Raw genomic sequence first — 26407 nt, forward strand, 5'->3', positions numbered from 1 at the left:
GTTGCGGAGAAGATCCGCAACGGCCCCTTCCGTGTGCCCGGGCGGCGGCGGGAGGGGAGCCGCCCGGGCCGTCTCAGGTGCGCGGCCCGCCCGTCCCGGCGAGCTCCGGCTCGGGCGCCGGGGTCTTCGCGGGCTCCCGCCGCCGCTGGAGGCGGCTGACGGCGGGGGCGGTGACCGCCGTGGTGATCAGGGCCACCAGGACCAGCATGGTGAACAGCTCCGGCCCGATGACGCCCAGTTCCAGGCCGATGTTCAGCACCACCAGCTCCGTCAGGCCCCGGCAGTTCATCAGCGCGCCGACCGACAGGGACTCGCGCCAGGGGCGGCCGCAGGCGCGGGCCGCGCCGGCCGCCCCGCCCCACTTGCCGAGGACGGCGACCCCGAGCAGCGCTCCCGCCCACAGCCACTGCACCGGGTCGGCGGCCAGCGCCCCGACCTCCGTGCGCAGCCCCGTGTGGACGAAGAACAGCGGCAGCAGGACCGGCACCGCCACCGCCCGGAACCGGGCCGCCGACGCCTCGATGCGGCGGTGGCCGCGCGGGGTGGCCACGCCGAAGAGGAACGCGCCGAACAGCGTGTGCACCCCGATCAGGTCCGTCGCCAGGGCGGACAGGCTCAGCCCGCTGAACAGCAGGACCAGGATCACCGCCTCGTTCGTCCGGCCGGCCCGCCACGCCGCCCACCGCGCCAGCAGCGGACGCACCACCAGCAGGATCAGCGCGCCGAAGGCCAGCGTGAGCCCGGCCGCCGTCACCGCGTCCAGCGGGGACCCCGCCGAGGTCAGCGCCACCACCAGGGCCAGCAGGCACCAGGCGGCCACGTCGTCGACCGCCGCGCAGGCCATCGCCAGCGCGCCCAGCGGCGTCCCGTACAGCCCTCGGTCGACCAGGATGCGGGCCAGCACCGGGAAGGCCGTCACACTCATGGCCACCGCGATGAACAGGGCGAACGGGAGGAACGGCACCCCGTCCGGGGCGAGGGACCGGTGCAGCGGCACGGCGAGCAGCGCGCCGAGCGCCAACGGGATCAGCATGCCGGCCTGGCTGACCGCCACCGCCGTGCGCGACCTGCTGCGCAGCGCGCCCAGGTCCAGCTCCAGACCCACCAGGAACATGAACACCAGCAGGCCGAGGTGCCCCAGGACCGAGGTGAACGGCAGCACCGACTCGGGGAAGAGCCAGCTCTGCCCCTGCGGCCACAGCCAGCCCAGCAGCGAGGGACCCAGCAGGATGCCCACCGCGATCTCCCCCACCACCGGGGGCTGGCCCAGGCGCCTGAGCAGCGCCCCGCCCGCCTGGCAGGCGAGGATCACCACCGGCACCGCGACGAGCAGCGCGGGCATGGGGTCAGCCGCGGACACCGGCGGCTCCCTCCGACGCGACGGACCGCAACGGCAGGACCGCCGCCGGCGGCTGGGGCGCCGAGGCGGCGTCCGACCAGCCCGCGTACCGCCGCAGCCCGTACAGCAGCGGGTTCACCGCCGGGCGGACCGCCACCCGGCCGGCCTGCGCGAACACCGCCGTGTGGTCGCCGAACGCGACGGTCCTGAGGACCGAGCAGTCGGCGACGGCGTGGGCGGCCTCGGTCAGGTGCGGGCCGCTCGCCCCCAGCGGCAGCCGCCACTCCACGCGGTCGAAGCGGTCCGGCGCCCCCGAGGCGAACAGGTCGGCGGTCGCCCGGGCCCCCTCGTGGAGCAGGTTCAGGGCGAACTGGCCCTGCTCCAGCAGGGCGTCCAGCGTGGGACTGGCGGTCCGTATGCACACCATCAGCGTGGGCGGGGCCAGCGCGACGCTCGTCAGCGAACTGCAGGTCAGCCCGCGGGGCAGGGCGTCGGCGTCGAGTGTGGTGACCACCGACACCCCGGAGGGGAAGGCGGCCATGAACGGGCGGAGATCGGTCTGCCGGAGGACGACGGGGGAGTGTTCGGCCGGCGTCCCGTCGTGGTCGTCGCCGCCGGGTACGTCCTGGAGCGAACCGGAGTGGGGCATGTCTGACTCCTGTGGGTGACGAAGGGCACGGCCCGGCACCCGGCCCGAGGGCCGGGACCGGGCCGTGACGGCGGACAGGCCCTAGCCGTGGAGCTGCTTCAGGTACTCGTAGGCGCTCGGCAGCGTTTCGAGCAGGTTCTGCTGCTGGCGCTTGACCGTCGCGAACAGCGGCTCCGCGCCCGCCACGGACTCCGGCTTGTACCCCAGCGCCGGCAGCGGGGCGTCCGGCTCCAGGCCCATGCCGGCGAAGATGCAGTAGTAGCTGCCGTTGGTCCAGAAGTTGCGGAACTCGGCCTCGAAGTTCCCGTAGTACGTCGACTCGTCGGTGATCGGGGAGTTGATCGGCAGACCCGCCTTGTACGCGGCGATCTTCTGCTTGATGTTGTCGGCGAGCCGCAGCTCCTTGTTGGCCCGCCAGAACGGGGTGTCGTTGCGGGGCGCGTAGTAGAAGTGCGCCTGCAGGAAGTCGCGGGTGTCGTCGAACATCAACTCGATCTCGCGGTTGAAGGCGTCGATCAGACCCTGGTTGAAGCTCTTGTCGGGGAAGTGCTTGGCCAACTGGTAGACGGCCGCGGTGATGAAGTAGATGCCGGTCGACTCCAGGGGCTCCACGAAGCACGAGGAGAGGCCGATGCTGACCACGTTCTTCACCCAGGCGCGGCGGTTGCGGCCGACCCGGAACCGGATGTGGTTGAAGGCCGTCTTCTCCGGGTCGAGCCCCCACATCCGCGCGAACTCGGCCGTGGCCTCGTCCTGGCCGGCGAAGCGGCTGGAGTAGACGTAGCCGGTGCCGAAGCGGCCCAGCATCGGGATCTTCCACGCCCAGCCGGAGGACATCGCGATCGACGAGGTGTACGGCTCCACGCCGCCGGCCTCGTCGTCGTGCGGCACGGCGGTGGCGACCGCGCTGTCGCACAGCAGGTGGTCGCTCATGTCGATGAACGGCTCGGCCATCGCCTGGTTGATCAGCAGGCCCCGGAAGCCGGAGCAGTCCACGAACAGGTCGGCGTCCAGCACCTTGCCGCCCTTGGTGCGCAGCGCCGTGACGTAGCCGCGCGCGTCCTGCACGACCTCCGTCATCTCGTCCTCGACGTGGTGGACGCCCTGCTTGTCGGTGGAGAACCGGCGCAGGAAGTCGGCGACCAGCTGGGCGTCGAAGTGCCACGCGTACCGCGTCGCGGAGCGCCCGTCGAGCCAGCGCGGCGCCTTCATGGCGTCCATCACCGGCGGCTCGCGGAAGCAGGCGTAGTCGAACGGCTCGGTGGTCTGGCCCTCGTACTTGCGCTTGAACCAGTAGTGCGACAGCGGCGTCCGGTCGTAGTCCGGGAGCAGCCCGAAGGGGTGGTAGAAGTGGTCGGGGCGGCCGTCCGCCAGCTCGCGGGCCGTCGACTGCCCCTCGCCCTCGGTGCGCCAGTTCACGAACCGCACCGCCATCTTGAAGCTGGCGTTGCACTCGCGCATCCACTCGTCCTCGGCGATCCCGAGGTAGTCGAAGAAGGCGCGCTGCAGGTTGGGCACCGTCGCCTCGCCGACGCCGATCCGCGGGATCGCCGGCGCCTCCAGCACCGTGATGTCGACCGTGCCCTGGAGCGCCTTGCCGAGGTAGGCGGCGGTCATCCAGCCGGCCGTGCCGCCGCCCAGGATGACGACCTTCTTCAGTCGGGGATCGGTGCTGGTCATGGAGCAGCCCTCATTTCGTCGGTCGGGGAAGCGCGGCAGGCGGCCGGGTGGGCCGGGGAGCCGAACGCCGACCCAGTGTGGAAAGCCGCTCTATGACGGCCCTACAGAGTCGGGATCCGGCCGGTATAGGCCGCCTGTAGAAGGCCCGAACACACTCGCCGCAGGCCAACGGCACGTCACGGATCCCGGGAGGAAGCGATGACCACCGCGGTGACCGGAACCGCACGGGGGGCGGCGGTACGCGTCCGCTTCCTCGGCGACTTCGAACTGACCGTGAACGGCGTCCCGGTGCGGCGGTGGCGGGCCGGCAAGGCCCGCGGCCTCTTCCAGTACCTGGTGATCCACCGCGGGCAGACCCTGACCCGCGACAGCCTCTACGAAGCCCTCTGGCCGGGGTCCGGCAGGCCGGCCGGCGACAGCTCGCTCAAGGTCGCCGCCCACGGGCTCCGCAGGGTCCTCGACGCCCACCCCGACAGCCCCGGCGGGTCCGGGATCCGGCTCCACTACCGCGACTTCGGCTACGCCCTGGACGTCACCGACCTCTGGAGCGACGTGGACCGCTTCCAGGAGCTGGTGCACACCGGGCTGCGCGCCGCCGGCGCCGGGGACCGCACGACCGCCCGGGACCGGCTGCGGGCCGCGATCGCCCTGTACGGCGGGGAGTTCCTGCGCGGGGAGAGCACCGACTGGGTCGTCGAACAGCGCGAGTACCTGCGGTCGCTGGCCCTGCGGGCCCTGGACGTGCTGCGCGCCGACGCCGACGAGCGGGAGGACTTCCCCGACCTCATCGAGATCTGCCGCAGCACCCTCGGCGTCGACCGGCACCACGAGGAGACCTACCGGGCGCTGATGGCGGCCCACGGCCGGCGCGGCGAACACCCCTGCGTCCGCCGCTGGTACGACCTGTGCGCGCGCCGGCTGCGGGACGACCTGGCCGTGGCGCCCTCCCGCGAGACCCAGCGGCTGCTGAGCGCCATCCTCCCCGCCCCCCGCCCCCGGGCGGTCCCCACCGGCCCGCGGTACCCGGCCTGGCCGAACCTCGGCTCTCCCACGGCCCAGGGCGCCGGCACCGTGTCCGGCCTCGGACCGGGCGCCGTGGCGGGGCCGGGCGCCGGCCCCGCGTCCGTGCCCGGGCTCCGTGCCCGCGCCGCCCGCCGGGCCCGCCCCGACGCCCGGTCCGCCGCCCGCCCGGACCTGCCCCAGGCCGGCGACGCCGTCCGCGCCAGGCCCGCCTGACGGGCCCGTGCGGCCACCGCTCGCCGCCCAGGAACGGCCGCGTCCGCCCCGCACCCCCACCGCCCGCACGCATCCCGTGACCGAACCACCCAGTGAGGAACCCACCGTGACCGTGCTGACCGTGCCGCAGGACGCCGCCGCGCCGGCGGCCGAACCCGCCGCGGCCCCCCTGCCGCCCCGCTACGACGACCAGTGGATCGGCGGCCGCTGGACGGCGTCCGACGCCGACAGCCGGCTGGTCGTCACCGACCCGGCCACCGAGGCGCCGCTGGCCACCGTCCCGGCCGGCACCGCCCACGACGCCGACCGCGCCGTGCGCGCCGCCGCCGAGGCCTTCCCCGGCTGGGCCGCCACCCCCGTCCGGGAGCGCACCGCCCTGCTGCGCCGCGTGGTCGAGGGCCTGGAGCGCAACGCCGAGCGCTTCGCCGGCCTGATCACCGCCGAGGTGGGCGCCCCCTCCCGGATCGCGCTGCGGACCCACGTCGGCCTCGCCGTCGGCATGGCCGCGCACTGCGTGGAGACCGCCGCCTCCTACACCTTCGAGGAGCGGGTGGGCCATTCCCTGGTGGTCCGCGAGGCCGCCGGCGTCGCCGCCTGCGTCACGCCCTGGAACACGCCGCTGCTGCTCACCGTGCAGAAGATGCTCCCCGCGCTGGCCGCCGGCTGCGCGGTCGTCCACAAGCCCAGCGAACTCACCCCGCTGCACGCCCGGTTGCTGGCCGAGGTGTTCGCCGAGGCCGACCTGCCGCCCGGCGTGGTCAACATGGTCGTCGGAACCGGCGACACCCTGGGCGCCGCCCTGGTCTCCCACCCGCTCGTCGACGTCGTCTCCCTGACCGGCTCCACCCGCGCCGGACGCCAGGTGTCGGCGCTGGGCGCGGACGGCGTCAAGCGGATCCACCTCGAGCTCGGCGGCAAGAACGCCAGCCTGGTTCTGGACGACGCCGACCTGCCCGCCGCCGTCGCCGCCACCGTCGACCAGGCCCTGTTCAACACCGGCCAGACCTGCCTGCAGTGGAGCCGTCTCCTGGTGCCCCGCGACCGACAGGACGAGGCCGTGGAGCTCGCCCGGCGGGCCATGGACGGCTACGTCACCGGCGACCCCCGCGACCCCGCGACCGACCTCGGGCCGCTGGTGTCCGCCGCCGCGTACGCCCGCGTCGGCGAGTACGTACGCCGCGGCGCCACGGAGGGCGGCGCCCGCCTGGCGCACGGCGGCCCCGGCCGGCCCGAGGGCCTGACCACCGGCTACTACGTGCGGCCCACCGTCTTCGCCGACGTCGACCCGCTGTCCACCATCGGCCAGGAGGAGATCTTCGGCCCGGTGCTCTGCGTCATGCCGTACGACGACGAGGAGCAGGCCCTGCGCATCGTCAACGGCACCCGCTACGGGCTGCACGGAGCGGTCTGGTCCGCCGACGACGCACGGGCCGAGCGTGTCGCGCGACGGTTCCGGACCGGCCTCGTCGACGTCAACGGCGGTTCCTTCAACCCGGCGGCGCCCTTCGGCGGCTTCAAGCAGTCCGGCATCGGCCGCGAGTGCGGCAACGCCGGACTCGAGGCGTTCCTGGAGACCAAGTCGATGCAGCTGCCGCAGGAACAGGGCGGCCAGGTCGTCGGCCCCCGCCTGCGGGCCACCCCGCCGGCCGGCGCCGCGCGCCAGGAGAGGAACGACGGATGACCCCCGAACAGGCACCCCTCCCGCCGTTGTTCGCCGCCCTGCGGCGCTGGACGGCCGAACGCCCGGACGCCGAGGCGGTCCACGCCGAGGACGGCACCCTCACCTACGCCGCCCTCACCGCCCGCACCGCCGAGCTGGCGACCGCGCTGGCACGGGCGGGCGCCGGACCCGAGACGGCCGTCGGGCTGCTCCTGGGCCGCTCCCGGGACGCCGTGCCCGCACTGCTCGCGGTGTGGAGCCTCGGCGCCACGGCCGTGCCCCTCGACCCCGGCCACCCGGCCGAACGGCGCGCCACCGTCCTCCGCGACGCCCACGCCCGCGTCCTGGTCGCCCCCGGCCCCGCCCACGGACCCGGCCTCGGCGACGTCCCGACGCTCGACCCGGCCGTCCCCGTGACCGGCGCGCCCGGCACACCGCGGGTGACCGTCCCCGGACCGGACACCTGCGCCTACGTCGTCTACACCTCCGGAACCACCGGCACGCCCAAGGGCGTCGAGGTCACCTACCGCGGCCTCGACTCCTTCACCGCCGCCCTCGGCGGGCTCGGCCTGACCCCCGGCGGCCTCGGCCTCAACGCCGTCTCGCCGGCCTTCGACGGCTGGCTGTGGTGCACCCTGCTGTACCTCGTCCACGGCCAGGGAGTCGCGCTGGTGGACCTCTCCCTGGACGGGCTGCGCCGCGCCGCCGCCCAGGGGCGCGAACCGCTCCCCGCCGGACTGCGCACCGCCTCCCTCACCCCGTCCCTGCTGGCGGCGCACGGCGCCGGGCTGGACGAGGCCGAGGTGGTGGTGGTCGCGGGCGAGCCCTGCCCGGCGGCGCTCGCCGAACGCTTCGCCCACGGCCGCCGGCTGCTCAACGTGTACGGGCCGACCGAGGCCACCGTCGCGGCCACCTGGGCCGACAGCGAGCGGGGGGACGACGTGAGCACCATCGGACGGCCGCTGCCCGACCAGCGGGCGTACGTCCTCGACGACGAGCTGAGGCCGGTGCCCCCCGGCGAGGAGGGCGAGCTCTACCTGGGCGGCCCCGCCGTGGCGCGCGGCTACCGCAACCGGCCCGGCCTCACCGCCGCCCGCTTCCTGCCCGACCCCTTCCAGGGCGGCGGCACCCGGATGTACCGCACCGGGGACGTCGTGGTGCGGCGGCCCGGAGGCGAACTCGAGTACCGGGGCCGCCGCGACGACCAGCTGAAGATCCGCGGCCACCGCATCGAACCCGGCGAGGTGGAGCGGATCGCCGCCCAGCTCCCGGAGGTGGTCGCCGCCGCCTGCTGCCCGCTCGCCTCGGGACAGTCGCTGGGCCTCGCCGTGGTCGCCGCTCCCGGCACCGGGCCCGCCGGGGACCTGGCCGCCACCGTCGCCGAGCACTGCGCCAAGCTCCTCCCCGAGGCGGCCGTGCCCACCACCGTCCGCGTCGTCGACCGCATCCCCACCCTCGGCACCGGCAAGGCCGACCGGGCCGCCCTCGCCCGCGAACTCACCGCGCCCGCCGGCCAGGCCACCACGGCGTCCGCCACCAGCCGCGAGCGGGCGGTGATGGCCCTGTGGGCCGAGGTGCTGGAGCTCGAGGTGCCGGGCCCCGAGGCCGACTTCTTCACCCTGGGCGGACACTCGCTGGCCGCCGCCCGCGTCGTCGCCGAACTGCGGCGGTCCACCGGGCTGGCCATCACCCTCGGGGCGCTGCTCGCCCGCCCCACCGTCGCCGACGTCGCCGCCGAACTCGACCGCCTCGCGGACGCGGCGGACGACCGGCTCCTCACCGCAGAGGGGGCCTGACGCCGTGGGCGCCTGGATCTCCACCTGGCCGGCCGGCCCCGGGGACGCCGAACTGCCGGTGCTGCTCTGCCTCCCGCCGGCCGGCGCGGGCTGCCACCAGTTCCGCTCCTGGATCCCCGCGCTGACCGGGATCGCCCAGGTGCACGGCGTCCAGCTCCCCGGCCGTGAGAACCGCTGGCGCGAGCCGATGCCGGACACCCTCGGCGAGGCCGTCGACGCCGTCGCCGGGGAACTGCGGCCGATCGTCGGCGCGGGCCGCCGGCTGGTCGTCTTCGGCCACAGCTTCGGCGGGCTCCTCGGCTACGAGCTCGCCCGGCGCGTCACCCCCGACGCCCTGGTGGTCAGCGGCTGCCGGGCGCCCGGACACTGGGACGGCGCCGGCCGCGGCATCGTCGACGACGCCGACGAACTCGACAAGCTCTTCGACACCGCCGGACTCGACCCGGCCTTCCTGGACGAGGACACCCGCGCCCTGATGGTCGCCATGCTCCGCAAGGACGCCGTGCTGTCGCTGAGCTACACCCACACCCCCGGCGACCCCGTCCCGGCGCCCGTGCACGCCTGGCGGGCCCGCGGCGACGAGACCGTCACCGCCGACGACATGGCCGGCTGGGCCGCGGTCACCAGCCGCGGCTTCCGCCTCCACCACGTCGAGGGCGGCCACCACGCCGTGCTGCGCCGCCCGGAGCCGCTGCTGGCCCACCTCACCGGGCTGCTGCGGGACGGCACCCCCGCAGCCGCCCCCGTCGGCTGACCGACGTCCACGCCGACGCCGACGCCGGAGCCCAGGCCGATGGCCAGGCCGGCGCCCAGGCGGATGCCCAGGCCGATGCCCAGGCCGACGCCACCGACCGAGCCGACCGAGCCGACCGAGCCGACCGAGCCGACCGAGCCGACCGAGCGAACCGAGCCGACCGAGCGAACCGAGCGAACCGAGCCGACCGAGCGAACCGAGCCGGAGGAGCCGTGCCCACCACCTACCAGGTCCTCGTCAACCACGAGGAGCAGTACGCGCTGTACCCCGCGGAGCGCGAGGTGCCCGACGGCTGGACGCCGGCCGGGTTCAGCGGCACCGAGGACGCGTGCGTCGCCCACGTGGACGCGCACTGGACCGACATCCGCCCCCGCAGTGCCCGGGCGGCGGCCGCCGCGGCCGCGCCCGCGGGCCGAGGAGCCTGAGATGCACATCGACCTGCTGGACCCGGAGCCGTTCCGCCGCGACGACTTCTGGGACACCTTCGCCTGGCTGCGCGCCAACGCGCCCGTGTACCGCCACCCCGAACCCGGCGGCGACGGCTTCTGGGTGCTCAGCAAGCACCGCGACATCGTGAACGTGTACGCCGACAGCGACACCTTCAGCTCCGCGCGCGGCATGCGGCTCGGCAGCGAACCCGCCGCCGTCGCCGCCGTCACCCAGCGGATGCTGATCGTCTCCGACGCGCCCCACCACACCCGGCTCAAGCGGGCCCTGTACCAGGCGTTCGGGCCGCAGCAGATGCCCCGGCTCGAGGCCCTGGTCGTCGACGTCGTCGCCGACCTGGTCGCCGAGGCCGCCGAGGCGGGCGAACTGGACTTCATCGACCTCGCCAAGCAGCTCCCCAACCGGGTCGTCTGCGCCATGATGGGCATCCCGCGCGCCGACTGGGCGTGGATCGGGGCGCTCACCACCGACGCCTTCGACTCCCCGGACGAGGCCGTCCGCAGCAACGCCCACTCCGAGATCTTCCTCTACTTCATCGAGCTCCTGGCCGAACGGCGGGCCCGCCCCGGCACCGACCTGGTCAGCCAGATCGCCCACGACACCCTCGTCGACGAGGGGGACGGCACCGAACGGCCGCTCAGCGACGAGGAGATCGTCTTCAACTGCAACGGCGTGCTGTCCGGGGCCAACGAGACCACCCGCTACTCCGCCGCCGGCGCGGTCCACATGTTCGCCCGGCTGCCGGAGCAGTGGGAACTGCTGCGCCGCCTCGGCCCCGAGGGCGTCGCCCCGGCCGTCGAGGAGATCCTGCGCTGGACCACCCCCGGCGTCCACGCCCTGCGCACCGCGCTGCGCGACACCGAGATCGCCGGGACACCCGTCGCCGCGGGCGACCGGGTGACCCTGTGGAACGTCTCCGCCAACCGCGACGAGGACGTCTTCACCGACCCGCACGCCTTCCGCGTCGACCGCCGCCCCAACCGCCACGTCGCCTTCGGGCACGGCCGCCACCTGTGCCTGGGGGCACGGCTCGCCCGCTTCGAACTCGGCGCCCTGCTCACCGAGATGCTCGGCGCCCTGGACGGCTTCGAGCTCACCGGCCCGGCGCTGTTCAACTCGTCCAACTTCACCTGGGGCATCACCAGCCTCCCGGTCCGGCTGCTGCGCAGCCGAGCTCTCCCACCCGCAGAAAGGGCCGCGCTGTGACCACCGCACTGATCGACTACAACCGGACCGACACCGACTTCCCCGCCGAGGGGTACGCCGAGCTCCTCGCCCGGCAGGCCGCCAGGACCCCCGACGCCCCCGCCCTCGTCCAGGGCGCCCGGGTGTGGACCTTCGCCGAACTCGAGGCGGCCACCAACCGGCTGGCCCACGCACTGATCGCGCGCGGCGCGGCCCCGGGCGAGCGGGTGGGGCTGTGCTACCCGCGCAGCGCCGACCACGTCATCGGCTCCCTCGCGATCCTCAAGACCGGCGCCGCCATCGTGGCGCTCGACCCGGTCAACCCCGACGAGCGGCTCACCGCCATGATCGGCGACGCCCGCCCGCTGCTCGTCCTCACCCCGGCCGAGATCGCCCCGCGGATACCCGAGGACATGGCCCGCGTCGAGGTCGCCACCGCGGGCCAGGACCGGCCGGAGACGCCGACCGGCGTCCTCGTGGGCCCCGACACCGTCAGCCACCTCATCTACACCTCCGGCTCCACCGGCACCCCCAAGGCCGTCCTCGAGCGCCACGGCGCCCTCACCAACCTGGTCCACTGGACCGGCCGCGCCTACGGGGTGCGGCCCGGCGACCGGGCCTCCTGGATGTCCACGCCCGGGTTCGCCGTGCAGATCATGGAGTGGCTGCCCTACCTGCCGCTGGGCGCGGCGGTCCACATCCCCGAGACCGGCCGGGCGCAGACCCCCGAGCAGATCCGGGACTGGCTCGCCGCCGAACGGATCACCCACACCATGCTCGTCGCCGCCCTCGCCGAGCCCGTCTGGCAGCTCGACTGGGCGCCGGACACCGCGCTGCGCGTCCTGGTGACCACCGCCGAGCGGGTGCACTCCTGGCCGCCCACCGACACGCCCTTCCGCGTCGTGATGACGTACGGCACGACCGAGACCACCAACGTGCTGACCTGCCTCGACCTCGGGGCCGGCGTCGACTTCACCAGCCAGGCCACGCCGGCCGGGATCCGGGCCACCCGGCAGGTGCCCGTCGGGGTGCCCATCGCCAACATGCGGGCGCACCTGCTGGACGAGGAGGACCGCCCGGTCGCCGACGGCGAGGTCGGACGGCTCCACGTCTCCGGCGCCGGAGTGGCCGCCGGATACCACGGCCTGCCCGAGCTGACCGCGACCAAATTCCGCACCGGGGTGGTCCCCGGCGACCCCCACCCGGTGCTCTACGACACCGGGGACCTGGCCCGCCGCCGCGAGGACGGCGCCGTCGAACTCCTCGGCCGCTCCGACGCCCAGGTGAAGATCCGCGGTTTCCGTGTGGAGCTGGGCGAGGTCGAGACCCATGTCGCCCGGGTCGACTCCGTCGCCGAGGCGGTCGTCGTCACCCAGGAACGCGGCGCCGACGACAAGCGCCTGGTGGCCTACGTCTCGCCCGACGGCACCGGGCCCTGCGACCCCGGCGCCGTCCGCGCCGCCGTGGCCCGCACCCTGCCCTACTACATGGTGCCCGGCGCCGTGGTGGTGCTGCCCGCCCTGCCGCGGCTGCCCAACGGCAAGGTCGACCGGCGGGCCCTGCCCGAGCCGCCCGAGCCGCGGCAGGGCGTCGCCACGGGGTACGAGCCGCCCCGCGACGAGACCGAGGACGCGCTGGTGCGCCTGTGGGCCGAGGCCTTCCGCACCGAGGGCGTCGGCATCCACGACAACTTCTTCGAACTGGGCGGCCACTCGCTGCTGGCCTTCCAGCTGATCGACGAGATCCGCCGCCGCTACGGCGTGGAGCTCAGCCTCTCCGACCTGTCCGCCCGGCCCACCGTGGCCGAACTCGGCGCCCTGATCGTCACCGAACGGACCGGGGGACGGGGGGAGTTCGGCGGCCTGCCGGCGATCGTCCCCGACCCGGACGCCCGGTTCGAGCCGTTCCCGCTGACCGAGAGCCAGCAGGCCCTGTGGATCGGCCGCGGGGGACTGGTGGACCTCGGCAACGTCGGCTGCCACGGCTACTTCGAGTGGGAGAGCGAGCGGCTCGACGTCCCCCGCTTCGAGGCCGCCTGGCGCCGGCTCGTGGAGCGCCACGACGCGCTGCGCACCCGCGTCCTCCCCGACGGCACCCAGCAGGTGTTCGAGGAGATCCCCCCGTACGACATCCCCGTGACCGACCTCGGCGGCCTCGACCCCGCCGCCCGTGAGGCCGAACTCGCCGCGCTGCGCGAACGCCTGTCCCACCAGGTGCTCGACGCCGACGCCTGGCCGCTGTTCGACGTGCGGATCAGCCTGCTCGGCGGCGGGAGGGCGCGCGTCCACCTGTGCCTGGACTTCCTGGTCGCCGACGCCTGGAGCTACTTCCAGGTCCTGGTCCCGGACCTGGTCGCCTACTACACCGAGCCCGGCGCCGAACTCCCGCCGCTGGAACTGACGTTCCGCGACTACGTGCTGGCCGTCGCCGACTCCCTGCGCGACAGCGAGCTCTACCGGCGCTCCGAGTGGTACTGGCGCGACCGCCTCGCCACCCTGCCCCCCGCCCCCCAGCTCCCCGAGCGGCCCGCCGACGCCCCGGCCCGCCCGGTCCGCTTCGAGCGGCTCAGCCACGTGGTGCCCGCCGCCCTGTGGGACCGGATCCAGGAGCACGCCGGCGACCGCAAGGTCACCGCGTCCGGGGTGCTCGCGGCCGCCTACGCCGAGGTCCTCGGCACGGCCTCCGGCCAGGCCCGCTTCACGATCAACTTCCCCCTCTTCAACCGGCTCCCGCTCCACCCGCAGGTCAACTCCCTGCTCGCCGACACCACCACGACGCTGCTGCTCGCCGTGGAGCAGGAGGAGACCACCTTCGCCGGACGCGCCCAGGCCGTGCAGCGCCGCCTGTGGGCCGACCTCGAGCACCGCTACTTCAGCGGCGTCCAGGTCCTGCGGGAGCTGACCAAGCTCCGCGGCACCCTCGCGCCCGCCATGCCCGTGGTGATGACCAGCCTCGCCGGCCACCCGCCGCAGTACGAGGAGAACGAACTGGGCGTGCCGGTCTACGGCATCTCCCAGACCCCGCAGGTCTCCCTGGACTTCCAGGTCTTCGAGAAGGCCGGCGGTCTCACCTTCAACTGGGACTACCTGCCCGCCGTGTACCCGGACGGACTGATCGAGGCGATGTTCCGGCAGTTCGTCGCGCTGCTCGAGGAACTCGGCGGCGAGGACGTCTGGGGGCGGTACTCGCCGCCGCCCGGCGAGAGCGGCGACACCGACGGCGGCCCCGCCGAGGCCCGCGACACCGGCGACGCCTGGGAGCGGTACTGGGCCGGGATCCGGCGCACCGGACGCGGCGGCGACGTCATCTGGGACGCCGACAGCGGCGAGGAGTTCCGGTGGCTGCTCGGCCAGGCGCGGCAGCACTTCCGCGACGACCTGCCGGTCATCGACCTCGGCTGCGGCAACGGGCGTTACAGCCGCGAGATGGCGCCCCACTACCCGCGGGTCGTCGGGGTCGACGTGTCGGCCAGCGCGATCGAGCACGCCGTGCGCGAGGCCGCCGCGGAGGGGGTGCCCAACGTCGAGTACCTCGCCGTCGACATGACCGACGCCGAGCAGGCCGCCGCCCTCGGCGAGGGCCCGTACAACATCTTCGTCCGCGGCGTCTTCCACGTCCTCGACGGCGCGGCCCGGGCCCGCCTCGCGACCGTGGCCGGCCGGCTGCTCGGCCCCGAGGGGGTGCTGATCGTCCACGAGCCCGACTACTCGAGCAACTCCTTCGGCTACCTCGGCTTCGTCGGCGGGAAGCGCGGCCGCGCCGAGGACCTGGTCGGGCCGCTGGAGGCCGCCGGCGTGCGGCACTCCCAGCGCTTCACCCGGCCCGAACTGGCCGCCGCCTTCCCGGCGGACGACTGGGAGATCCTCGACGACCGGGCGATCCAGCTGCACGCCCTGGACCCCCGCTCCGACGCGGAGGCCCTGCTGCTGCCCGGCTACTACGCGGTCCTGCGCCGCAGGGGCTGACGGCCGCGCCGCACGACCGGTCAGGCTCCGCGCCACGGGCTCCCCAAGGGCCCGGCGCGGGGCCTGCTCGTCGTGGGCGGCGGGGCCTGATCATCGTGGGCGGCGGGGCCTGATCATCGTGTGCGCCGGGGCCTGATCGTCGTGTGCGCCGTTCCGGGGTCGTCCGCGCCGACTCGGTGCGAGACTGCACCCCATGGACCGACGAACTGCCGACCGGCTGCTCAGGGCGCGCGCACAGGCCATCGCCGGCGGGGTCCGGGAGACCACCGTCGCCGCCGCCCTGGACCGGGTGCTCGCCGTCCAGGCGCAGGACCTCACGGCGGCGGCCCTCGGCCTGCGGGTCCGGGTGGCCGGCCTGACCGCCGAGGACGTCCGGCGCGCCACCGACGTCGAACGCACCGCGATCCGCGGCTGGTTCATGCGCGGCACGCTGCAGCTGGTGGCGGCGGGCGACGCCCGCTGGCTGCTCGCCCTGCTGGGCCCGGTGCACCTGGCGCTCGGCGTCCGCAGGCTCCGCGAACTCGGCCTGGACGAGCGCCTGTGCGAACGGGCCGACCGGCTCCTGCTGCGGGCCGTGGACGGCGAGGGCCCGCTGACCCGTGCCGAACTCACCGAGCGGCTGGGCTCGTTGGGCGTGGAGAGCAAGGGGCAGGCCGCCTTCCACCTCATCCGCCGGGCGGCGCTGTCCGGGCTGATCTGCCACGGCCCCCAGCGGGCCGGGGAGGCGACGTTCGTCCCCCTCGACTCCTGGCTGCCCGCGACCGGGCCGCTCCCGTTCACCGGCGACGCGGCCGTGGCCGAACTCGCCCGCCGCTACCGCCGGGCCCACGGCCCCTCGGACGCCGCGGACCTCGCCCACTGGTCCGGGCTGCGCACCACCGTCTGCCGCAAGGCCTGGGCCGCGGCCGGCGAACCGCGGTGGGAGGAGGTCCCCGCGGAAGCCCCGCAGGGGGACGTGCGGCTGCTGCCCGCCTACGACAACTACCTGCTCGCCCACCGCCGCAGGGAGCTGTCCGTGCCGGCCGAGCACGAGCGCCGGGTGTGGCCGGGCGGCGGCGTCATCCGCGCGACCGTCCTGGTGGACGGGCTGGCGGTGGCCACCTGGTCGGGCGGCCGGCGCGGCACCCAGCCGGTGGTCGAACCGTTCCCCGGCGGGGCACTGGACGACTCCGCCGACGCGGAGCGGATCGGTGAGGGCGTCGAGCGGGAGAGCGCCGACCTCGCACGCTTCTACAACGACTCTCATACGCACTCCACGACCGGTCTCCGGCCGCGCGGATTCGTAACCGGGCCCTAACCCGCCCTTCCTACGTTCGGTGCCGTTCGACATACCGTCCCCCACCAGAAAAGGGCGTCGACATGGCACTCGGTCGGCATCACGACTTCAACCGGCTGTGGTTCGGGCAGACCGTCAGCAACTTCGGTGACAAGATCTCCCTGCTCGCACTACCGACCCTCGCGGTCGTCATACTCGACGGGGGAGCGTTCGAGGTCGGTGTCCTCGGCGCTCTGCGCTTCCTCCCGTTCCTGCTGCTCGCCCCGGTCGCCGGCCTCGTGGCCGACCGGGTCTCGCGCCGCACCATCATGATCGTGGCCGACCTCGGCCGCTTCGCCGCGCTCGGCTCGATCCCGCTGGCCTTCGCGCTGGACTCCGTCACGATGACGCACGTCTACATCGTGGCCGGCGTCTCCGGCGTCCTCACCGCCTTCTTCGAGGTCGCCTACCAGTCCTGGCTGCCGCAGCTGATCGGCACCGAGAACCTCGTCGAGGGCAACACCAAGCTGCAGATCAGCCGCAGCCTCGCCGAGGCCGTCGGCGCGGGCGCCGGCGGCGCGCTGATGCAGCTGCTCGGCGCGGCCCGCGCCATCACCGTGGACGCCTTCACCTTCCTGATCTCGCTGGCCGCCCTGCTGTTCATCCGGCAGCGCGACAGCCGGGCCCGGGTGGAGGAGACCAAGGCCTCCGCGAAGGCCGAGATGAAGGAGGGCCTGAAGACCCTCTTCGGCACCCCGGTGCTGCGCGGCCTGTTCACCGCCAACGTCGTGGTCAACCTCGGCGCCGCCATGGGCGACGCGCTGCTGATCGTGTACGCGTACCAGGTCCTCGACCTCAGCCCCGGCCAGGTCGGCGTGGCCTTCGCCGTGATGTCGGTCTTCGTCATCGCCGGCGCGGTCCTCTCCGAGCAGGTCACCAAGGTCCTCACGGTCGGCCGCACCCTGGTCCTGACCGCCGTCGTGCTGGGCATCGGCTACATCCTGGTGCCGACCGGCGGCGCGGTCGCCGGCTTCGTCGGACTGATCGTGGTGCAGGCCGTCATCGGCTTCGTCTCGCCGATGTTCGACATCCACGTCCTCAGCCTGGTCCAGGGCGTCACCCCGAACGAGCAGATGGGCCGCGTCAGCGGCGCCGCCCTCTCGGCGGTGTACGGCGCGCTGTCGCTCGGCTACTTCGTGGGCGGCGCGCTCGGCGAGAGCGTCGGCCTCACCGGAGGCCTGGCCGTCGCCGGAGCGATCACCGTCCTCGGCGGCCTGACGCTGCTGAAGGGCCCGGTCGCCGCCATCAAGGAGATGCCCGGCGGCGACAACACCCCCGACGGCACCTCCGACGGCGCCGCCTCCACCGGGGACGCCGCCCTCGCGGCCGACGCGGCGGGGCCGACCGCGGACGGCACCAAGGTCGGGGCCTAGCCCCTCCCGCGGACCGATGCGGGCGCCGGCCGCGACGCCGGCGCCCGCCCGGTCGCGGCCCCGCCCCGCGCGGCCCTCGCCGTACCCCTCTCCCTCTCCACCAGACGCACGGAGGCACCAGGTGAGCGAGTCCCTCGCCGAACGCATAGCCCAACTGCCGAAGGCCCGCCGGGCACTGTTCCAGGCCCTCGCCGGCCGCGCCGGCGGACGGTCCACCGCACCGGAGGAGTCCGAGCCGGCGCCGAGGGACCCCGCCGAGGCCCCGGTGCTCTCCTTCGCCCAGCGCCGCCTGTGGTTCGTCGACCAGCTCCAGCCCGGCAGCCCGGCCTACAACGTGCCGGTCGCCACCCGCATCCGCGGCCCCCTCGACGTCCCCGCCCTGCACGGCGCCCTCCAGGACGTCGTCGACCGGCACGAGGTCCTGCGCACCGTCTACCGGGACGTGCCCGGCGCCGCCGAGGCCGTACCGCGGGTGCTGGACGGCCACCGGCTGCCGCTGCCGGTCACCGACCTCCCCGACGAGGCGGCCGTCCGCGCCTTCTACGACGCCGACGCCTCGGCCCCCTTCGACCTCGCGGGCGCTGCCCCGCTGCGCGCCTCGCTCGCCCGGCTCGCCGCCGACGACCACGTCCTCGTGCTGAACCTGCACCACATCGTCACCGACGGCTGGTCGATGCGGCTGCTCACCACCGAACTGGAACGCGCCTACGCCCTGCGCACCGGGGCCGACGGCGAACCGCCCGCCCCGCCCGCCCTCCAGTACGCCGACTTCGCGGCCTGGCAGCGCCGCCGCGTCGGCGGCGAGCGACGGGAACGCCTCACCGCCTTCTGGCGCGAGGAGCTGGCCGGCGCCGCCCCCGTGGACCTGCCCACCGACCGTCCCCGGCCGCCCGTCTTCAGCCACGCCGGCGCCTCCCGCTACATCGACCTCCCCCCGCGGCTCATCGCCCGTCTGCGGGAGTTCGGCCGCTCCGAGGGAGCCACCCTCTACATGACGATGCTGGCCGGCTTCGCCGCCACCCTGCGCCGCTGGACCGGCCAGGACGACATCGTCGTCGGCACCTCCGTCTCGGGCCGGGACCACCCCGCCTTCGGCGACCTCATCGGCTTCTTCGTCAACACCCTCCCGCTGCGCATCCGCACCGGCGGCGGCCTCGGCTTCGCCGACCTGGTCCGCGACACCCGGCGCACCACCCTCCAGGCGTACGCGCACCAGGAACTGCCCTTCGACCTGATCGTCGACGCGGTCGGACTGCCGCGCGACCCCAGCCGCCCCCCGCTGACCTCCGTGATGTTCCTGCTGGACGAGACCGCGGACACCGCCCCCCGGCTCGCCGGACTCGCCACCGAGGCCGTCGACTTCTCCTCCCGTGCCACCAAGTACGACCTGATGATCAGCGTCCACGACGCCGGCGACTCGGTCCGCGCCCTGGTGGAGTACCCCACCGACCTCTTCGACGCCGCCACCGTCGACCGCCTCCTCGGCCACTTCCTCACCACCCTCGAGGCCGCCGTCGACCGTCCCGCCGAGCCGCTGGCCGCGCTGCCGCTGCTCACCGAGGAGGAGCGCCGCACCGCCCTCGACGACTGGAACGCCACCCGCGCCCCGTTCCCGCAGGACGCCTGCCTCCACCACCTTTTCGAGCAGCACGCCGACCGGCGTCCGGGGAGCGCGGCCGTCGTCTGCGGCGGCGCCGGCGGCTGGGCGGTCACCTACGGCGAGCTGGAGCAGCGGGCCAACCGCCTCGCCCACCGGCTCGTCGAGGCCGGCGCGGGCCCCGACCGGACCGTCGCCCTGTGCCTGCGCCGCGGCCCCGGCCTGGTCACCGCCGTCCTCGCCGTGCTCAAGGCGGGAGCCGCCTACGTGCCGCTCGACCCCGACTACCCGGCCGAGCGCCTGGGGCTGCTGCTGCGGGACGCCGCGCCGCCGATCGTGGTCAGCGACTCCGAACTGGCCGGCCGGCTGCCGCTGGGCGACGCCACCACCCGCATCCTGCTGGACACCGACCGCCGCGACCTGGAGGCGCTGCCCGCCACCCGCCCCGACGTCCCCGTCACCTCGCGCGACCTCGCCTACGTCATCTTCACGTCCGGATCCACCGGCACGCCCAAGGGCATCGCCCTCGAGCACCGCGGCGTGGTCAACAACCTGCTCGACCTCAACCGCTCCTACGGCATCGGCCCCGACGACGCGGTGCTCGCCCTGTCCTCGCCCAGCTTCGACATGAGCGTCTACGAGACCCTCGGCATGCTCGCCGCCGGCGGCACGGTCGTCCTGCCCGACCCGGCGGCCGTCAAGGACCCCGCCCACTGGGCGGACCTGATCCGGCGCCACCGCGTCAGCGTGTGGAACTCCGCCCCCGCCCTGCTCGGGCTGCTGATCGACCAGCTCGAGCACGACGGCGGCGAGGGCCTGCCCTCGCTGCGCGCCGCCTTCCTCGGCGGCGACTGGATCCCCGTCGACCAGCCCGACCGCGTGCGGGCCTTCGCCCCCGGCCTCGCCTTCGCCGCGCTGGGCGGAGCCACCGAGGCGTCCATCCACTCCCTGGAGTACCGGGTCGAGCGCGTCGAACCCGGCTGGACCAAGCTGCCCTACGGGCGCCCCATGGCCAACCAGCGCGCGTACGTCCTCGACGCGGCCGACCGGATCGTCCCCGTCGGCGTGCCCGGCGAACTCCACCTGGGCGGCGTCGGCCTGGCCCGCGGGTACCTGAACCGGCCCGAGCTGACCGAACAGAAGTTCGTGCAGGTCGAACTGGAGACCGGGCGCACCGAACGCCTGTACCGCACCGGCGACCGCGCCCGGTACCGGACCGACGGCACCGTCGAACTCCTCGGCCGCACCGACTTCCGGATCAAGCTCAACGGGCTGCGCATCGAGCCCGGCGAGGTGGAGAGCGCGCTGCGCGGACAGCCGGGCGTGCGCGAGGCCGTGGTCGTCGCCCGGAAGGCCGCCGGCTCCGACCGGCTCACCGGCTACGTGGTCCCCGAGGAGGGCGCCACGGCTCCGGACCCCGCCGCCCTGCGCGCCGCCCTGGGCGCCGTCCTCCCGCCGCACTGCGTCCCCGCCGACCTGGTGGTCCTCGACCGGCTGCCGCTCAGCCCCAACGGCAAGGTCGACCGCAACGCCCTGCCCGAGCCGCGCACCGCGGCACCCGCCGCCGCCCCCGGGACCGCGCCCGGGACCGCGCCCGGGCCGGCCGGGAGCTCGGCCCTGCGCGTCGCCGCCGTCTGGGCCGAGGTGCTCGGCCTGCCCGCCGTCGGACCCGACGACGACTTCTTCGACCTGGGCGGGGACTCCTTCGCCGCCGTCCGCGCCGTACGGGCCGTCGCCGACGCCCTGCCCGAGGCGCGCGGCCTGCGCGTGGTCGACCTGTTCAGCCGTCCCACCCCCGCCGGACTGGCCGCCCGCGCCGCCGAACTCGCGGACCCCACCGGGCCCGTGGCCCCCAGGCCCGCGCACCGGCTGCTGCACCGGCTCTCGCAGCGGCCCGCGGACGGCGGGCCTCCCGCGCTCACCCTGGTGTGCTTCCCGCACGGCGGCGGCGACGCCATCGCCTACCGGCCGCTGGCCGCCTGCCTGCCCCCGCACATCGACCTGGTGGCCGTCTCCCCGCCCGGGCACGACCCCCTCGATCCCGGTCCGATGCTGCCGGTCACCGAGTTCGCCGAACTCGCCGCCCGGGAGATCGCCCGCGCCGTCACCGGCCCGTTCGCGGTCTACGGACACTGCGCCGGCGTCGTCGCCGCCCTGGAGACCACCCGCGTCCTGGAACGCGACGGCCTGCGCCCCCTCGCCCTCCACCTCGCGGCCGCCCTCCCCGAGGACGACCCCGACTTCGCCCTGGAGATGGAACGCGTCTCCACCGACGACGACCTCGTCGGCTACCTGACCACCATGGACGGCTTCGACGGCGTCCTCGACGACAGCGACCTGACCGCCGTGCTCCGGATGGTCCGGCACGACATGACCGAGGCCGCCCGCTTCTTCGCCCGCACCCCCGACGGCTACGGCGCCCCCCTGGACACCCCGGTCACCTGCGTCGTCGGCGACGCCGACGACGCGACCAGGGACTACGAACAGGGCCACCGCGCCTGGGGCCGCTACGCCCGCGACCTGCGGCTCGCCGTGATCCCCGGCGGCCGGCACTACTTCGCCAAGCACCTGCCCGACCGGCTCGCCGCACTGCTGGCCGACCTGCACCGCAACGGAGGAACCCATGTCTGACCTCGCCGAACGGCTCGGCCGGCTGCCCCAGGGACAGCGGTCCCGGCTCCTGGGCCGGATGCGCAACCAGATGACCGCCGGGGTCGGCCCGCGCAACGAACTCAAGCGCACCGACCACGGCCCCCGCTCCCGCGCCTCCTTCCAGCAGGAGCAGATGTGGTTCGTCGACCGGCTCGGCGCCGGCCGGGCGCGCAACAACATAGCCTTGGCGATACGCCTCGACGGCCCCCTCGACCGGGCCGCGCTCCACGAGGCGCTCAACGCCGTCGTCGCCGGCCACCAGGTGCTGCACAGCAAGCTGGTCGAGGTCGACGGGGTGCCGTGGCAGGAACCGGTCCCGTCGTTCGTCCTGGGCATCCGCACCAGCGACTTCGCCGACAGCGACGACCCCGAGCGCGAACTCGCCGAGCTCACCGCCTCCTGCGCCTCCGCCCCCTTTGACCTGGCCACCGCCCCGCCGGTGCGGGCCCACCTGGTGCGCCTCGCCGCCGAACGGCACGTGCTGCTCTGGGTCGTCCACCACATCGCCTGGGACCCCGGCTCCACCCGCGTCTTCGCCGAGGAACTCACCTCCTGCTACACCGCGGCGGCCCGCGGCGACCGGCCCAGGACCGAGGAACCGCCCGTAGAGTACGCCGACTTCGCCGCCTGGCAGCGCGCCAAGCTGGACAACGGCGAGCACCGCGGCGCCCTGGCCGACAAGTGGCGGCACCTGCTCGCCGGCGCCGAGGCCACCGAGGTCATGCCGGACCACCCGCGCAGCCCCGAGACCCGGGGCGACGGCCGCGGCCTGTCCCTCACCCTCGACGAGACGCTGCTCGACCGCCTCAAGGCGGTCGCCGACAGCGCCGACACCACCGTCTTCACCACCCTCCTCGCCGCCTTCAACGCCCTGCTGCGCCACTGGACGCACACCGAGGACGTGGTCGTCGGCACCGCGAGCGCCTCCCGCCCGCACCCCGACCTGGAACGCGTCATCGGCTGCTTCGTCCAGATGATCACCCTGCGCACCGAGGTGTCCGACGGCCTCACCTTCCGCGAGCTGATCACCCGTACCGCGGGCACCGTGATGGAGGCCTTCACCCACAGCGAACTCCCCTTCGAGCAGGTCGTCGACGCCGTCCGGCCGGCCCGCGACCCGCTGCGCCACCCGCTGTTCCAGATCGAGTTCACCTCGCTCGGCCGCTGGGGCGCCCACCGGGCCGAGGCCGCGGGCGTGGAGTTCGCCGTCGAGCAACTCCACGACGGGGCGGCCAAGTTCGACATGAGCTTCCTGGTCGGCGAGAACGACGGGCTCGAACTGTCGCTGGAGTACAACACCTCGCTCTACCGGCACGGCACCGCCTCCGCGCTCCTCGCCGCCTTCCGGCGCGTCATCGAGCAGGTCGCCGACGACCCCGACCTGCGCGTCGGCGACCTCACCCTGGTCGAGGAACCGGCCGCCTCCCGGCACGCCCGCGAACTCTCCCGCGGCGGCCCGGTCGACGAGACCGCCTGGACCACCACCCTCGACCGCGCCTTCCGTGAACGCGCCACCATCCAGCCCGACGCCGTCGCCGTCCGCCACGGCGGCTCCACCCTCGACTACGCGGCGCTCGACCGCTGGTCCGAGGCGATCGCCCACCGCCTGCGCGACCGCGGCGTCCGCCACGGCGACCCGGTCGCCGTCCGCCTCGGACGCGGCCCCGCCGCCGTCGCGGCGCTCCTCGGCACCCTCAAGGCCGGCGCGCACTACGTCCCCGTCGACCCGGCCGCACCCGCCGAGCGCACCCGCACCGTCCTCACCGACGCCAAGGTGCGCCACGCCCTGGTCGACGGCTCCGCCGACCTGCCCCTGCCGCTGGAGCAGGTGACCACCGGCACCACCGCGCCCGTGCGCGAGGTGCCCTCGCTGCCCCCGAGCTCCACCCCCGCCGACCTCGCCTACGTCCTCTACACCTCCGGCAGCAGCGGGACCCCCAAGGGCGTGATGATCGAACACCGCTCGGTCACCCACTTCTCCCGCGCCATCGCCCGCGCCTACGAGATCGGCCCCGCCGACCGCGTCCTGCAGTTCGCCCCGCTCACCTTCGACGTCTCCGTCTTCGAGGTCTTCGCCACCCTGCTGGCCGGCGGGGAACTCGTCGTCGCCGACGACGAGGAACGCCGCGACCCGGCGCTCCTCCAGGCCCGCATGCGCGAGGACGCGGTCACCGTGGCCGAACTCCCGCCCGCGCTGCTGCCCCTGCTCGACCAGTCCGCGCTGCCCGCGCTGCGGCTGGTCTCCGTCGGCGGAGAGGCCTTCCCCGGCAAGCTGGTGGCCGAGTGGACCGCCGGCGAACGCCGCTTCGTCAACGGCTACGGACCCACCGAGGCCACCGTCGCCGTCACCCTCATGGACTGCTCCGGCGCCTACGACCGCAACCCGCCCATCGGCCGGCCCATGCCCGGCCACCAGGCCTTCGTCCTCGACGCCCGGCTGCGCCCGGTGCCGCCCGGGGTGCCCGCCGAACTCTGCGTCGCCGGCCCCGGCATCGCCCGCGGCTACCTCGGCCGCCCCGAGCTGACCTCCGAACGGTTCGTCGCCAACCCCTACGCCGACGGCCCCGAGACCGAGCGCCTCTACCGCACCGGGGACCTGGTGCGCTGGCTGCCCGGCGGCAACCTGGAGTTCCTCGGCCGCACCGACCGCCAGCTCAAACTGCGCGGTCACCGCATCGAGCCCGGAGAGGTCGAGAACGTCCTCCTCGGCCACCCCGCCGTCCAGCAGGCCGTGGCGGTCGCCCGGCCGGCCGCGGGCGGCGAACGGATGCTCGTCGCCTACGTCACCGCCGAGCAGGTCGGCTCCTACGCCTCCGAGGTCGTCGACGCCGAGGCCCTGCGCGCCTACGCCGCCTCCCGCCTCCCCGGCTACATGGTCCCGGTCGTCGTCGTCCTGGACGAACTGCCCCTCACCCCGCACGGCAAGGTCGACGCCGCGGCCCTGCCGCTCCCCGCCGAGCAGGCCGGCGACCGGGGGACCGCCCCGCGCGACGCCGTCGAGGAGCAGATCTGCCGGGACATCCTCACCCCGCTGCTGGAGTGGTCGACCCCCGACGTCGAGGGCGACTTCTTCGCCCTGGGCGGCAGCTCCCTGCAGGCCACCATCGTGGTCTCCCGCGTCCGCGCCCTGTTCGGCATCGACATCGCGCTCGCCGACTTCTTCGGCCGCCCGACCGTGGCCGGACTCGCCGACCTGGTCCGCGCCGCGCGGAGCGAGGCGGCCGGCGAACAGGACCGCCTGCTCGCCGTCTTCGACCAGATCGAGAACATGAGCGACGACGAGGCCGCCGCACTGCTCAGCTCCCTGCAGGACCCGGACGGCGCCCGATGACCGGCCCCGCGCCCGCCGGCGTCGACCGGGCGCTGGCCGCCCTGCCCGAGGCCAAACGGGAACTCGCCCGCATGCTCCTCGCCGCCCGCGCCCCCGTGCCCGCCGCCCCCGCCCCGCGCTCCGGCGCGGGGCCGGTGCCCGCCACCGCGCTCCAGGCCCGCCTGCTCCGCCGCGAACAGCGGTCGGCGCCGGGCAGCGGCACCGGATCCCACGCGGTCCGGCTCACCGGACGCCTCGACCACGGGAGGCTGCGCGAGGCGCTCACCGGTGTCCTTGCCCGCCACGAGGCGCTGCGCTGCCGGATCGCCGCCCCGCCGGACGGCGGACCGCCGCTCCTTACCGTGGACGACGCCCCCTGCCTGCGGCTCACCCGCTCGGACCTCGGCGGACACACGCCCGAGGTCCGCCGGGAGGCCGTCCTGCGCGCCCTCACCGGGAGCGCCGCCACGGTCCTGTCCCTGGAGGCAGGCCGCACCAGCCGCTTCGAACTGCTCACCCTCGCCCCGGACGAGCACGTCCTCGTCCTCGCCTCGCACCTCGCCGTCTTCGACGGCTGGTCCTCCGGGGTGTTCCTCACCGACCTCGCGGCCGGCTACCGCCACGGCGCCGACAGCCTCACCCCGCCCGAACTCCAGTTCCCCGACCACGCCGACTGGCAGCGGCGCTGGCTCGCCTCCCCGGACGGCGCCGCCGCCCTGCGCGCACGCCGCGCCGCGTTCGACGGACTCCCGCCGGCCCCGCCCGCGGCCGGCGGGTTCGAACGGGGCCACCTGCCCGTCCGGCTGGCCCGCGGACCGGGCAGCGCGCTCGACGCCGGCCTGGCCCTCGGAGCGGCCCGGGGCGCCACCCCGTTCATGACGCTGCTCGCCGCCCTCGCGGTCGTCCTGGCCGCCCGCGACGGACGCACCGAGGTCGTCGTCGGCACCCCCGCCGCCGGCCGGTTCGCCGCCCGGCTCGAGGGCGCCGTCGGCCAGTTCACCACCGTGATCCCGCTCCGGATCGACCTCTCCGGCGCCCCGTCCTTCACCGAACTCCTGCGCCGCACCCGCGCCGCGGTCGCCGACGGCCTGACCCACCAGCGCCTGCCCGTCGACGAACTGTTCGCCCCGGGCGTCCAGCCGTACAGCGTGCTGTTCGCCCTCCACAACTACCCCGCCGTCCCCTTCGGCCTGCCCGGAATCGAGGTGAGCCAGCTGCCCGGACCGCCCGCGCGCCACCTGGAGCTGTACAGTCCCGACCCCGCCGCGACCCTCGCCTGCATCGGCCTGGTCGAACGCGACGGGGAGATCGGCGGCACGGCCGAGTTCAACCGCCGGGCCGCCGCCCCCGAGGAGGTGACCGCGCTGCTCACGGGCGTCGAAGACGTCCTGCGGCGCGCAGCCGCCTCCCCCTCCGCCCCCGGGATCACCCTCTAGCCCCTGGGAGTAC

Annotated in this window: 15 protein-coding genes; 12 read left to right on the top strand and 3 right to left on the bottom strand. The window is 75.1% G+C overall.

Annotated features, from left to right (window positions below; genetic code table 11):
• Positions 1-73: 73 nt before the first annotated feature.
• The 3 genes from ABZ836_RS16890 to ABZ836_RS16900 form a co-directional block, all read right to left on the bottom strand.
• Entirely contained in the window at positions 74-1360 is a 1287-nt protein-coding gene (locus ABZ836_RS16890) for a cation:proton antiporter (RefSeq protein ID WP_361142826.1), read from the bottom strand.
• A complete protein-coding gene (locus tag ABZ836_RS16895; protein WP_356134540.1) occupies positions 1347-1988 on the bottom strand; it encodes a flavin reductase family protein in 642 nt (213 codons plus the stop codon). Before ABZ836_RS16895 ends, ABZ836_RS16890 begins: the two co-directional genes overlap by 14 nt.
• An 81-nt stretch (positions 1989-2069) precedes the next feature.
• Positions 2070-3668, bottom strand: a complete 1599-nt coding sequence (locus ABZ836_RS16900) for a tryptophan halogenase family protein (protein WP_361142829.1) — start codon at positions 3666-3668, stop codon at positions 2070-2072.
• A gap of 198 nt (positions 3669-3866) precedes the next feature.
• Here ABZ836_RS16900 and ABZ836_RS16905 point away from each other — a divergent pair, with 198 nt between their 5' ends.
• The 12 genes from ABZ836_RS16905 (at position 3867) to ABZ836_RS16960 (ending at position 26394) form a co-directional block, all read left to right on the top strand.
• Positions 3867-4904, top strand: a complete 1038-nt coding sequence (locus tag ABZ836_RS16905) for a BTAD domain-containing putative transcriptional regulator (RefSeq protein ID WP_361142832.1) — start codon at positions 3867-3869, stop codon at positions 4902-4904.
• Positions 4905-5010: 106 nt separating this feature from the next.
• Positions 5011-6585: an aldehyde dehydrogenase family protein gene (locus ABZ836_RS16910; protein WP_356134536.1), complete on the top strand. Its 1575-nt coding sequence runs from the start codon at positions 5011-5013 to the stop codon at positions 6583-6585.
• Complete coding sequence (locus ABZ836_RS16915) at positions 6582-8360, top strand: non-ribosomal peptide synthetase (protein WP_361142836.1); 1779 nt, start codon at positions 6582-6584, stop codon at positions 8358-8360. Before ABZ836_RS16910 ends, ABZ836_RS16915 begins: the two co-directional genes overlap by 4 nt.
• A gap of 4 nt (positions 8361-8364) precedes the next feature.
• The gene (locus tag ABZ836_RS16920) at positions 8365-9114 is read left to right on the top strand and encodes an alpha/beta fold hydrolase (RefSeq protein ID WP_361142839.1); all 750 of its coding nucleotides are present in this window, start codon (positions 8365-8367) and stop codon (positions 9112-9114) included.
• A 212-nt stretch (positions 9115-9326) separates the two neighbouring features.
• Entirely contained in the window at positions 9327-9539 is a 213-nt protein-coding gene (locus tag ABZ836_RS16925; RefSeq protein ID WP_361142841.1) for an MbtH family protein, read from the top strand.
• 1 nt (position 9540) lies between these two features.
• On the top strand, positions 9541-10767 hold the full coding sequence (locus tag ABZ836_RS16930) for a cytochrome P450 (RefSeq protein ID WP_361142844.1): 1227 nt from the start codon (positions 9541-9543) through the stop codon (positions 10765-10767).
• Positions 10764-14711: an amino acid adenylation domain-containing protein gene (locus ABZ836_RS16935; protein WP_361142847.1), complete on the top strand. Its 3948-nt coding sequence runs from the start codon at positions 10764-10766 to the stop codon at positions 14709-14711. Before ABZ836_RS16930 ends, ABZ836_RS16935 begins: the two co-directional genes overlap by 4 nt.
• A 193-nt stretch (positions 14712-14904) precedes the next feature.
• Positions 14905-16008, top strand: a complete 1104-nt coding sequence (locus tag ABZ836_RS16940; RefSeq protein WP_361142850.1) for a winged helix DNA-binding domain-containing protein — start codon at positions 14905-14907, stop codon at positions 16006-16008.
• Between the two features lie 62 nt (positions 16009-16070).
• Positions 16071-17399, top strand: a complete 1329-nt coding sequence (locus tag ABZ836_RS16945; protein ID WP_356134526.1) for an MFS transporter — start codon at positions 16071-16073, stop codon at positions 17397-17399.
• 121 nt (positions 17400-17520) lie between these two features.
• Positions 17521-21627 (top strand): amino acid adenylation domain-containing protein, encoded by a 4107-nt coding sequence (locus ABZ836_RS16950; protein WP_361142853.1) that lies wholly within the window; start codon positions 17521-17523, stop codon positions 21625-21627.
• Positions 21620-24979 carry an amino acid adenylation domain-containing protein gene (locus ABZ836_RS16955; RefSeq protein WP_361142856.1) on the top strand — a complete coding sequence of 1120 codons (3360 nt, stop codon included), beginning with the start codon at positions 21620-21622 and terminating at the stop codon, positions 24977-24979. The genes ABZ836_RS16950 and ABZ836_RS16955 overlap by 8 nt, the downstream gene beginning before the upstream one ends.
• On the top strand, positions 24976-26394 hold the full coding sequence (locus tag ABZ836_RS16960) for a condensation domain-containing protein (protein ID WP_361142858.1): 1419 nt from the start codon (positions 24976-24978) through the stop codon (positions 26392-26394). The genes ABZ836_RS16955 and ABZ836_RS16960 overlap by 4 nt, the downstream gene beginning before the upstream one ends.
• The last annotated feature ends 13 nt before the right edge of the window (positions 26395-26407 follow it).

The organism is Streptomyces sp. NPDC047130 (assembly GCF_040643475.1).
Lineage (GTDB): Bacteria > Actinomycetota > Actinomycetes > Streptomycetales > Streptomycetaceae > Streptomyces.